Raw genomic sequence first — 10,803 nt, 5'->3', positions numbered from 1 at the left:
AAAGGTTATGTCAACTAAACACAATAAATTAGACCAATTTATTGCAACACACACAACAAATCAATTTTGCAACGACTATGGAACTGTTACTGATCCATTAAAAGATGGGAAATAAATAATATCATCTTCGCTACCATGCAATCCTGGACCATCTATTTTAAGAGAGATAAGTCCAAATCCATCTAAAGACTTCTCTTCTTTTGTTCTTGGAGTTTTTGGAACATAGATTTTCATAGCAAAACGGTCTCCGGAAACAAATATTTTTCTGGTCCAACACTTTGTTTTCCTTTAATCATTTTGTCGAACACAGGAAATGTCACTAAATTCCAGAGTGATGTTCCAGTTTGAATCTCTATTATTATTCGAACCGTATTGAGGCTCTTATTTGTAACAGAAACAGTATAGGTTGTATAATCAAAAACAACAATAACCCCCTGTGTAGAAAATTGTTCGCGGAATACTATACCATTTTCATAAATGAACTCCTTACGCTCAGTATTATCACCCCAGCTATAACTTTTATATGTATTCCTACAGGTGGTTCCATCATTATTTCTAATAATTTCTATCTGCTTATTTGCACATCCAAACAATAGCAAACATGAATATAAAGGAATTTGTATAAATTTAATTAATAATCTCATTTTATTATTTGGGGACGATCCAACCAGAACTCCAAGGGAATTTTTTGAAACCATCTTTTTCTTCTATTTTAATTTGAAAATAATTATCCCAATATATGTCTTTTTCAATAATCGTTTCTTTTGGTTTGATATGGCGATCAACAATGGGATATTTGCTAATACAATTTGAAGATGAACAATTATACACAATAATGCGAGCACTTTCAGTTTTTTCATTAAATGCCGAAATAGTGTTATTCTCATAGTCAAAAATCAAAATAATATTGCTAATCTCAAATTTTTTTTATTATCTTCATCCATAGAATTTTCAACAAAAGAGTTGGAGGAAACTGGAACATAAGTTAAATAGGCTACACAATCACTAGCCCATACTCTAATAGTCAAGTCCTAAATTTTCTGTAAATTGGCGTTTGGCTCATTCTCGATTTCGGTTTTTGTTTGATTTTCCATTGTTAAATAACGTTTCCCGGTTGACCACTCCTCACTATATTCCATGCAGAGCGTCCCGCACATTCGAAGGCAAGCACGAACATTTGGGAAGATTCTAACTACATGCGTTCTACGCTTCAGCTCCTGGTTCACTCGTTCCAGCATGTTTGTGCTTTTAAGCTTTCTGCGATGACTCGCCGGAAATGCATATATTGCAAACGTATCATCGATAGTCTCCTCGATCCACTCGGTGACATCGGGCCGAACTCGCTCCAGGACGAAAATCAACTCAGAAGCCTTTCGGCGAGCATCTTCGACGCTTTCTTGCTCCCAGATTTTCTTGTCCAAAGGCCTTGTCAACCATTTACCGACCTCCTCGTCGAGGCTTGAAGCCATGCGGGAGGCCGTCGATCTCGATAGCGAGTTCGACCCCAAGTTGTTTCGCTATCTTGTCAACCTTGCGTGTCGAAACCCCGGAAACTATCATCTCGTGGACTGTCAGCCAAAGCGCTTTCTCACTTCTGCGATAACGCTCGAAAATCTCGGTGCGATATAGCCCGTCGCGGTCTTGTGGAACTTTCAGCTCCAATGTTCCGACTCGGGTGTTGAGCGTTCGCGGCTTGTAACCGTTGCGGTAACCACGTCGAGAATCGGTTCGTTCATAATGCCCCGCACCAAGCTGGGACTCGATCTCAGCCTCCATGACCTGACTGAGAACCTCCCGGATCAAATCCTGAAGAAAGTCTCTCTGCTCCGTATTTGCTTCTTGAAAAATCTCAAAGAACTCTTTATCTTGTTTTTTGGCCATCGTGATGTCTCCTTTCAGTTTTTTTTTGTTTTCAATCTAAATCTAACCGAAAGTCGAGATTGTTGCGATGGCTTTTTTATAAAAGCATCTGACTAACTAAAACCAATTTACAGAAATATAGGGACGGAACCTTTTTAATAAAACAGTATAAAAAAAATGATACAAAATGATATATAAAGAGCTACGAGTGAGATAACATTGAAAAATTCCCAATGTGCATGAAATGTTATAATTTAAATTATTGCACGATATGTCCAGCAAGATTTTATAATGTATCTGGTGGCGACATGTTTTAAATAAATGAATATTTTTGTGAAATAGGAAAAGCAGAAAAAAAATTTATATTAAGAAGGTTTAGAATATTCTCCCACCGAGGTATAATGCTCCTTTTTTAGGTTCTATATCCCCTATTATAATCATCCCCATAAATGTGAGCAGTATAGGCATGATTAAAATTCTATGGTGAAGCAATTGATTTCACAGGAATCACATCGTTAATAAGCTTGCAACTTCTAATCTATAGACGAAAAAACTATCTGCCAAATTAATATGATTGTGCTTTTTGGCTCATTGATGCTCCAACCAACCATAATTAACAAATTTATAAATATCATTATTTGGCAGACTTAAAAAAAAGCACATTCTTGAAATATTATTCTTTGATGTAAGGAAAATTCTGAAATGGAGGTAAAAATGAATAACGGATCTGACAACAAATTACTCGAAGCTAAAGACGTGGCGGAGATGTTGAATGTAAAATTGACTACCGTATACACATGGGCACTGGAGGGATATCTGCCGGCGTTCAAGTTTGGTAAACTAGTGCGATTCAGGCTTAATGAGGTGCTTGAGTGGATAGAGGACAACAAGGTGGAATTCGAAGATGAAGAATAAGGTGCTTGTCCCCCATTCTAACAACGTTTAAAAGGCTTTGTCCATGATGTAGCCGATATCGTGTTCGGTGCCACATTCATCGCAGAAGAACGAATCAACATCATCTATTTCGTTCATTAGGTATGTCTGTGATCGATCCCCTAAGTATGGTAGATAATTGCTATCGATTATCGAACACCATTTCTCCCGCGTCTGGCCATCATCTGTAATTACCTTCAGGACGATATTATTCCCGCAGATACAGTTAAATTTGATTAGTAGTTGACCCTCACTCTTATTAATCATGGCGACTCCCGTAATTAGTTATTTGTGATGCAATATTATATGGATAATGGCCGGGATAGTCAACGGTGGAGGGGCAGTGGGAGGATGTTGGTGAGATTAATAATTCCCTTGACATTTACGATTTGCAATATTTTATTATTATATGAGAATCAGGAATACATTGAAATAAATGATTCTGCTAATATGGAAAACAAGGCAATAATAGAATCAAAAACGCGCATCTTCGAATTGAGTAATCCTCTGGAATCAAACATTAACGTTATGATTCTTTCAAAGGTCTAGTTATGAAAAACAATAGAATAGTTTTAATGATCTTGCTGCTAATGGCAGTGGTATCTCAATTATATGCTGTCCGCTGTTTCTGGTGGACGATTTCGTCTTCGGCGGACGTCGACAGCCTCCTCAACGGCGTAACGGTGGGTCAGGTCTCTATCGGGCCGGTTACCGATTCTGACGACGACACGATTGGCAACTATGGCTTTTGGAACGATTTCTTCGGTGATTTTACCTTATGCTTTGAAATTGTCGATACCAGTTTCATCACAATCGATACAATTTGGAACACGGATACACTAACGGTTTCATCGACTGTCACAATGATCGCTGGCGAGCAGTTTGTAATAACGAATTGCGGAGATTGTCATATTGGCTTTGGGCTGGAGGGAATTGGAACCGACCCCTGCGATTGGAGCTTTGGCGCTTATAACGAATGGGACAGATGTGTTGTTCGGGCGAGTTTCGATAATAATCCTGATCCACCAATCGTGTTTAATCCAACGCACGATTATATCAAAGAAAGCCTGACATGGGCAGATGAATTGAAATTTGGGCCGGAGGGCTTCGATCTTGGGCTTAATGAACATTACAATCTGTGGAAACAGTTTGTTACGCCGACGAGAAGTTCATGTTACGGAATAATTACAATTAGAATACGTGTCTGGGGCAGATCGTATCTGCCGTAGAATCTAATAGGAGAAAATATGAAATTCACAATCGCAATTATTTCACTGTTGATCCTTGTGGTGAGCATCTCTTTTGCCGTGCCGTCGAAGATGTATTTCCAGGGGAAGTTCACCGACGATGCCGGGGATCCCCGGGATGGAGATTTTCCGGTTACATTCACGATTTGGGACAGCCCTATCGCCGGGACTCCGCGCACTGGGCGGGTTATGTCTATTGGGACAGCATAGACGGGATACCGGACAGCGTTTATGGCGACGCCGACTGGCAAATCACCGGCGACGACATGTATTCAATTCCTACGGGCAATGTGGGGATCGGGACGGCAACGCCGGGAGCCAAGTTAGACGTGAGGGGTTCATCGAGCACCTTCATACATATCCGTAGTGGTAGTGGCGCTGCAGACAATGCCGGAATAGGTCTTTACCACGGAACAAGCGGGAAATGGGGAATTTACAACAACAACGCCGACAGCGACAAACTATACCTTGTCGACGACGGGGACACAAGGTTGATAATTGATCAAACCGGCAATGTCGGTATCGGAACGACTACTCCAACATATTTGCTCGATGTGAACGGCAACGTGAATGTCGGCGATACGCTTTTCATTGGAGACGTAGAAAACGACCCGTCACCGGATTCTGTCCTAACCATTGTCGAAGGGAAAGTATTTAAAGCCGTTTATGATGGCGGCTCCGGTGGCGATGCTTGGCTTCTCACCGGCAACAGCGGGACTGTATCCGGCACTAATTTCCTCGGAACAACGGACGATCAAGCGCTGGATTTCAGAGTAAACAACGATTTTAAACTTAGAATTACATCCAGAGGTCAGTTAGAAACTTATGGAACGGAAGAAACGGGTTATATCCTTACTGGACAGGGTGCAGGGGAAAATCAAACAGGAATAGGAACCGATAAACCATCTTTAGGGGGCCACAAGCCAACTTTAGGAGACCGCGCTTCATATTTAGGGGATGCCGAACCATCTTTAGGAGGAGGCGCTTCAAATTTAGGAGATGCTGAAGCATCTTTAGGAGGTGGCGCTTCATATTATAGAGGCATTTGACATTTTCCAAAAGGGGAAGCATGAACATCTTAATAGAAAACGATCAAGTAATTATCGAACTCACAGCGCTCGAATTCGCCGCGTTCGAAAGCATGTTCGATAACCTCAACAATAGCCACAGCGTTTTTATCGAGGGGCGCGAATGGCCGGAATGGTCGATTTATAAGGGCAAATTCACAAAGCCGGTTTTGCCGATGCACCTCTGCCGCACGATTAGCGAGGCCTGCGCCGTCGAACAGGCCGGCCCGCTGGACTTGCTGTCGCTGTATCCATTCTGGAAATATGGGTCGGTAAGACCGACAGCAAACGGCTTCGACCAAACTATTTTGCCAAGAAACCACGATTTGTGTGGGTCTCCGCAGGCCTCCATTCTGTCGACCGGATTTTCTCGGCGGAATACTTCGACTGTAGAAGCGAATCCGCGCGCCCCGCGTGGTTGAGCAAGTCGGCTCCGGCCCTGCCGGTCATCTATCGGCATTGCCGACAACGGCTGGTTAAACACGGATAGGCCTTGACAGCGCGCGAACGACAGAGTAACTTAATAAGGAAAAGGCACAGAGCGCCGAAGAGCAGTTATCACGCGGGCGCGGAGGTTCACGAGAGAATATGCAAATTTGCCGGGTTCTTTGGCAAGATTGGCAGGAGGCTCGAAGATACTGTTAGATTATACAACGGCGGTGTAGGCTCGTTCACCTCGCGGGTGATGCCGAGCGCACGACGGCTTAAAGACCTCTCTTGCCCCGCCTCGCGCGACAATTTAACCGAACCGCCACAGATAGACACCGGAATACGCGAACTACCGGAGGAATAATCCTTGCGCCCCCCGAAAACTATTTTTATATTAAGATAGATAAGAATTTAAAAGGTGCCTATATGAAAAGTAAAAAGAAATTTGAAATCGCTTTGAAAAAACTCGCGGGCACTCTTTCCAAACATTTGAGTAGTAGCGACGGCCAATGGGCTGTTAAAGGATTCATCGATGTTTATAAAAACGTCTATACGATTTCACAAGATACCAAAGTCGTTTCAAAAATATTAGAGATTCATCTATTTCCTCGAATATTAGCTTTCGCCGAAGAACACGGATTCGCACTGGTCTTAGCTGAACATCAAAATTACTACCCGGATATTTCGTTTGTTCTGAAAAAAGACGAGTCGGTTCGATTCGCAGTTGATCTTAAAACAACATACCGCAATCCAGAAAAACCATGGCTATGTAATGGATTTACGCTTGGTTCACACGGAAAATATTTTACAGATCGAACAAGCACCAAAAACATTCAATTCCCTTATGGAAGCTATTCAGGTCATTTTTGTTTAGGAATAATCTATGACCGCGCAACAAACGCCACTATCGACGAAACGCACTCTCATTCAATCGATGAGCTTCATTCAATTACTTCCGTTATTTCTAATATCCAGTTCTTTGTTGCGGAAAAATGGAAGATAGCCGGTGACAAAGTGGGTTCAGGCAATACGGCCAATATCGGAAGTGTAAGCAGAATAGAGGATATTATAAACGGAAACGGGATGTTCGCAAAACTCGGTGAGGATTGGTTCGACGATTATTGGATGAACTTTGGCGAAATAACAGTGAAAGCACCAAAGGGGAAAACAAAGAAGATTACTTCACTCGAAGAATTCGTGAAATATCGCGGTGGCGACACTTCCCTTATCGTCCCGAGGAATAATAAAGAATGAGCATTAATCGAACAATAGTCCCACCAATTAAAATCCAGGGCATCAAGACAAAATTGGTTCCGTGGATAAAGGACATAGCCCCTACAAATTTCGACGGACGTTGGATTGAACCGTTTATGGGGTCGGGCGTCGTTGCCTTTAATATCAGGCCGCGCGAAGCCTTACTCGCAGACTCGAATCCACACCTTATCCGCTTTTATCAGGCGGTATCACAAGGCGAAATCACTGCACGCATTGCGAGGCTGTTCCTTGAGAAGGAGGGGGCTGAGTTATTGCGAACAGACGGAGAACACTACTATGCCGTTCGTGATAGGTTTAACAAAGACCGGAACCCGTTAGATTTCCTTTTCCTCAATCGATCTTGCTTCAATGGGATGATTCGCTTTAACAGAAAGGGCGGATTTAATGTTCCTTTCTGCAAAAAGCCGAATCGCTTTGCAAAGGCTTATGTAACAAAGATTTGCAATCAAATTCAAGGCGTCGTCGATGCGTTAGCGTTAGGCGACTACGAGTTCAAATGCCAGGACTTCTCGGACACGATTAAGACCGCCAATAGCAATGACATCATATATTGCGACCCGCCGTATATTGCCCGCCATACCGACTACTTCAATGGTTGGGGCGAGGAACAAGAGAGAATTTTAGCTAAGTTATTGGGATCGACAAACGCACGGTTTATACTCTCGACATGGCACAGCAATAAATATCGGAATAATCCATATATCGAAGAACTTTGGACGGACTATTTTATGCTAACTCGCGAACATTTTTACCATTTGGGCGGCAAGGAGGACAATCGCAACGCGATGCTCGAAGCGCTGATAACCAATTTCGAGACATCTTACGAGGCGAAAGAAGCGCCAAAAACGAAACAAATGGAGATTTTCGCAGTAGCGGCAACCTGATGGGAACCACCCGCGCGCTGCGGAGAAAATCGAAAGAAACGTGGGAGTGAAATAACCAAACAAGGAGAAGAAATGGCGTTTTTTACGAAAAGTTATTTAAGTTCAATAAGAAAAAGCATGGGAATGACTAAGCTTGCGAGTTTAGAAAAATCATTAGAAGATGAATTACGCTCGCCACGGAGTAGTTATGATATTTTTCTAAGTCATTCGCGGGGTGATTCTGCGCAAGTTATCGCACTTAAAGAAGAACTTGAAAATAGATACGATTTTTCAACTTACGTTGATTGGATTGAAGACCCCTTTTCGCGAATCAACGGAAGAAATATTTCAAAAGAAAACGCAAAGATGCTTCGTGATAGGATGGCTAAGTGCAAAAGCCTTGTTTACGTTCACTCGGTCAATTCTGAGACATCAAAATGGATGCCGTGGGAAACTGGCTATTTCGATTCTTTAAAAAACCGTGTAGCTATTTTGCCTATTTTAAAGGATAATGGATCATTCAGAGGACAGGAATATCTTGGCCTTTATCCATATATAACTTACGAGAAAGGGGATAATGGTAGCATTTATTTATGGGTCAACAATTCACCTTCTGAATACATCGAATTCAACAGGTGGTTAAAAGGAAAAGAACCTTATAAACATCAGTAGAAAAAAATGGAAAACAAAATCGAAATAAAGCACCTCGAAATAATCCAGGGCGTGATTAACCGACTTGCCTCGAATTCGTTCAAGATGAAAGGATGGTCTATCGGCTTAATCACAGCGTTTTATGCCTTCATTTTCTCGCAAAGCGAATCTGTAGCATGGCATGTTTTCTTGGTCCCTTTGATACCAGCTTTTGGGTTCTGGTTTCTCGACGCGTATTACCTTCGCTTAGAAAAGCTTTTCAGGAAGGTATATGATCGGGTTGTTGATTGCCACAACGGTATAAGAACGGATTATAAACCTTTCGATATGAATCACGAACGTTTCAAGAATGATGTTCCTTGCACTTTATGTCTGATGATATGGAATCGGTCGGTGACGGTTTTCCATTTGCCGCTGATAGGTATAGTCATAACATTTCTAATATTAAAACTTAAGTTATAGGAGGCCAAAATGTGTAGTCTTATTTCTCTTAACGAATTAGATGAAAACCAAATTGTTGGTGAATGGAAAGGTTTTTATTTTTCAGCTGGCAATGTTGGTGGAGAATGGATTAGAATACCAATAACAATCGTCTTCAAAGAAGATAAAACAGGGAATGTAACAACCAACGAAGCATTTAGCGATTTGTCTCTTTTAAGAGGCAACTTTAGATGGGATGTCTTTAATAACTCATTAGTTCTTGCAATGGGGTCAGTGGGATATTATGCAAATCCTTCTATGGTTCTTTCATTTAAAATTGAAGATAATAAGATGTCTTTCTTTTTTGAAAAACCCATTTATCTTGAAAAAGAGGTCTAAACATCGCCAAGAAGAAGACCTATAAAGGTGACGACCTGACGAAGAAGGGGCAGGACGCCAAGCGCGACGGGTCGAAATACGCCCTTCGACAGGCTCAGGGAGCAATCTTTCGGCTTCGCTCAGTGACCGAAGAGTGAAGAAGGGCAAGATGAAGGCGAAGAAGAAGAAATAGAGTTCTTTACATAGAGTTAATTCATGTTATCCCGGAAACGGGTTTGGAAATAATGTAGAATTAATAATGTATAATTTAGAATGAGGGAGGGCTATCGAAAAAGAGAAATCGGGGCGAAATGGGTGAATTCACCTAAAATGCCGTAAAGTCAATGTAGTCAAAGGGTTAACCTCGGCGCAGGTGTAGAAAACTTCGACGCATGTCCCGTGGACCTCGGCGCAGACGTCATAAACTTGCTCCCGTGTATAGAACACTTCGACGCAGTCAAGAAATACTTGCTCCCGTGTATAGAACACTTTGACTCTGTTAAGAAATACTTCGTCCCATGTCTTAAAAACTTCGACGCAGACGCCGTTCACTTAAAGTAAATGATACATGCGAGCAAGTTTTCGACGCATGCAACTAAGTTTATTCCAAAAAAAGTCAAAAAAGGAGCATTAAAATGTTAAAAGGAAATAATTTTCTTCACGACGACGACAATGATCGCTCAGAGAGGTTCGTCCTTTTGTCGGGTAATATCGACGCCCACGCGGTGAGTATCGGCGTAGGCGGAACGCTTCTAACGTGGGCGCAAGGGGCTTCTGCGGCATGGGAAAATCTACGCGAAAACGCCCTCGTTCAAGACGGCGAAATGGACGAAGCGTATCAACATTTGCAGGAAAAACACGCGGAGGCCGCGGAGCTTTATGCAGAGGCGAAGGGACTTTTGCTTGCGATAATTGACAGGGTTCAAAAAGATGATGATATTAGAAATAGGTATGGCGTGGAAGGCGAAGCGCCCCGGACTTTTGGCGATTTACACGAATCCATCGGTCAGTGGAAAAAGACGCACGATGTTCTCGTGGTGGCGCTCGACGAGCGTGTCGTTTCGGACACTATCGTGAATAATATGGTCACCCTTGCGAACGATATGTATGATTTTATGCAGGCGGCAATCACGGAAAAAGACGAAAAATCGGATGCTTTTTTGGCGAAACAGACGGTTTTTTCGGTTGACACTGATAATCTTCGGCTCGTTTATCGTCTCGCGCGTATGACATGGGGTAAGGACGATTCCAATTTAAGGCTTCTCGGTTTTGTGCCTTCCAGCGAGGTCTGGACGCCGGGCGATCCGGAGCCGGAGGAGCCAGAGGAACCCGAGGCGCCGGAGGGCGTGCCTTTCCCGGGGCCGATGGGGCTATTCAAGGTGAGTGTGGTTGTGGGGTTGTCGCTAACGGTCGAGGTCATCTTAACGAAGATAATCGGCTGCCCGAGGTGTGTGTTAGAGCGCGAGCAGGATGGGTCGGGGGTTTGGGAGTATATCACGGAATACAATTTGGATGCCGATGAGATTCTGCCTTTCCGCGACAGGGTGCCGTTCCCGGGGATTTTTCATTATCGCGCGACACCGTATAATGAGCTAGGCGAGCCGGGGATTTCCAGCGAGGATACTGTGGAAGTCACGTAGGTCGGCACAGGCCGGCGGCTGGCGCGATATTTTCGTCCGA

19 protein-coding genes are annotated in these 10,803 nt (G+C 43.0%); 12 read left to right on the top strand and 7 right to left on the bottom strand.

Annotation, left to right across the window (positions count from 1 at the left end):
* Positions 1-75: 75 nt before the first annotated feature.
* From KAH81_10065 to KAH81_10045, 5 genes are all read right to left on the bottom strand, one after another.
* Complete coding sequence (locus tag KAH81_10065) at positions 76-234, bottom strand: hypothetical protein (GenBank protein MCK5833997.1); 159 nt, start codon at positions 232-234, stop codon at positions 76-78.
* Positions 231-644 carry a hypothetical protein gene (locus KAH81_10060; protein MCK5833996.1) on the bottom strand — a complete coding sequence of 138 codons (414 nt, stop codon included), beginning with the start codon at positions 642-644 and terminating at the stop codon, positions 231-233. The genes KAH81_10065 and KAH81_10060 overlap by 4 nt, the downstream gene beginning before the upstream one ends.
* A 4-nt stretch (positions 645-648) precedes the next feature.
* Positions 649-900: a hypothetical protein gene (locus KAH81_10055; GenBank protein MCK5833995.1), complete on the bottom strand. Its 252-nt coding sequence runs from the start codon at positions 898-900 to the stop codon at positions 649-651.
* Between the two features lie 131 nt (positions 901-1,031).
* The gene (locus tag KAH81_10050) at positions 1,032-1,421 is read right to left on the bottom strand and encodes a transposase (protein MCK5833994.1); all 390 of its coding nucleotides are present in this window, start codon (positions 1,419-1,421) and stop codon (positions 1,032-1,034) included.
* 16 nt (positions 1,422-1,437) lie between these two features.
* Positions 1,438-1,881, bottom strand: coding sequence for a transposase (locus KAH81_10045; GenBank protein MCK5833993.1), 444 nt, complete (start codon positions 1,879-1,881; stop codon positions 1,438-1,440).
* Between the two features lie 693 nt (positions 1,882-2,574).
* Between KAH81_10045 and KAH81_10040 the strand changes: the two genes are divergently transcribed.
* A complete protein-coding gene (locus KAH81_10040; protein ID MCK5833992.1) occupies positions 2,575-2,775 on the top strand; it encodes a helix-turn-helix domain-containing protein in 201 nt (66 codons plus the stop codon).
* Positions 2,776-2,802: 27 nt separating this feature from the next.
* Here the strand turns inward: KAH81_10040 and KAH81_10035 are convergent, their stop codons facing one another.
* On the bottom strand, positions 2,803-3,060 hold the full coding sequence (locus KAH81_10035; protein MCK5833991.1) for a hypothetical protein: 258 nt from the start codon (positions 3,058-3,060) through the stop codon (positions 2,803-2,805).
* A 284-nt stretch (positions 3,061-3,344) separates the two neighbouring features.
* Between KAH81_10035 and KAH81_10030 the strand changes: the two genes are divergently transcribed.
* The 10 genes from KAH81_10030 to KAH81_09985 all read left to right on the top strand — a co-directional run bounded on the left by KAH81_10030 (position 3,345) and on the right by KAH81_09985 (position 9,144).
* Complete coding sequence (locus KAH81_10030; GenBank protein MCK5833990.1) at positions 3,345-4,022, top strand: hypothetical protein; 678 nt, start codon at positions 3,345-3,347, stop codon at positions 4,020-4,022.
* Between the two features lie 18 nt (positions 4,023-4,040).
* A complete protein-coding gene (locus KAH81_10025; GenBank protein ID MCK5833989.1) occupies positions 4,041-4,250 on the top strand; it encodes a hypothetical protein in 210 nt (69 codons plus the stop codon).
* Positions 4,187-5,089 carry a hypothetical protein gene (locus KAH81_10020; protein MCK5833988.1) on the top strand — a complete coding sequence of 301 codons (903 nt, stop codon included), beginning with the start codon at positions 4,187-4,189 and terminating at the stop codon, positions 5,087-5,089. The genes KAH81_10025 and KAH81_10020 overlap by 64 nt, the downstream gene beginning before the upstream one ends.
* A 20-nt stretch (positions 5,090-5,109) precedes the next feature.
* Positions 5,110-5,529, top strand: coding sequence for a hypothetical protein (locus tag KAH81_10015; GenBank protein ID MCK5833987.1), 420 nt, complete (start codon positions 5,110-5,112; stop codon positions 5,527-5,529).
* Between the two features lie 71 nt (positions 5,530-5,600).
* On the top strand, positions 5,601-5,900 hold the full coding sequence (locus KAH81_10010; GenBank protein ID MCK5833986.1) for a hypothetical protein: 300 nt from the start codon (positions 5,601-5,603) through the stop codon (positions 5,898-5,900).
* Positions 5,901-5,962: 62 nt separating this feature from the next.
* On the top strand, positions 5,963-6,790 hold the full coding sequence (locus tag KAH81_10005) for an EcoRV family type II restriction endonuclease (protein MCK5833985.1): 828 nt from the start codon (positions 5,963-5,965) through the stop codon (positions 6,788-6,790).
* 2 nt (positions 6,791-6,792) lie between these two features.
* On the top strand, positions 6,793-7,695 hold the full coding sequence (locus KAH81_10000; protein ID MCK5833984.1) for a Dam family site-specific DNA-(adenine-N6)-methyltransferase: 903 nt from the start codon (positions 6,793-6,795) through the stop codon (positions 7,693-7,695).
* Positions 7,696-7,767: 72 nt separating this feature from the next.
* Positions 7,768-8,346, top strand: coding sequence for a toll/interleukin-1 receptor domain-containing protein (locus KAH81_09995; protein MCK5833983.1), 579 nt, complete (start codon positions 7,768-7,770; stop codon positions 8,344-8,346).
* A 6-nt stretch (positions 8,347-8,352) separates the two neighbouring features.
* Positions 8,353-8,787: a hypothetical protein gene (locus KAH81_09990; GenBank protein MCK5833982.1), complete on the top strand. Its 435-nt coding sequence runs from the start codon at positions 8,353-8,355 to the stop codon at positions 8,785-8,787.
* Between the two features lie 9 nt (positions 8,788-8,796).
* Positions 8,797-9,144: a hypothetical protein gene (locus KAH81_09985; GenBank protein ID MCK5833981.1), complete on the top strand. Its 348-nt coding sequence runs from the start codon at positions 8,797-8,799 to the stop codon at positions 9,142-9,144.
* 300 nt (positions 9,145-9,444) lie between these two features.
* Here KAH81_09985 and KAH81_09980 read toward each other — a convergent pair whose 3' ends face one another.
* Positions 9,445-9,675 (bottom strand): hypothetical protein, encoded by a 231-nt coding sequence (locus KAH81_09980; protein ID MCK5833980.1) that lies wholly within the window; start codon positions 9,673-9,675, stop codon positions 9,445-9,447.
* 83 nt (positions 9,676-9,758) lie between these two features.
* Here KAH81_09980 and KAH81_09975 point away from each other — a divergent pair, with 83 nt between their 5' ends.
* On the top strand, positions 9,759-10,763 hold the full coding sequence (locus KAH81_09975) for a hypothetical protein (GenBank protein ID MCK5833979.1): 1,005 nt from the start codon (positions 9,759-9,761) through the stop codon (positions 10,761-10,763).
* The last annotated feature ends 40 nt before the right edge of the window (positions 10,764-10,803 follow it).

The sequence above is a fragment of the bacterium genome (assembly GCA_023145965.1).
Classification (GTDB): domain Bacteria; phylum UBP14; class UBA6098; order UBA6098; family UBA6098; genus UBA6098.
This window is presented reverse-complemented; position numbering and strand designations above follow the sequence as displayed.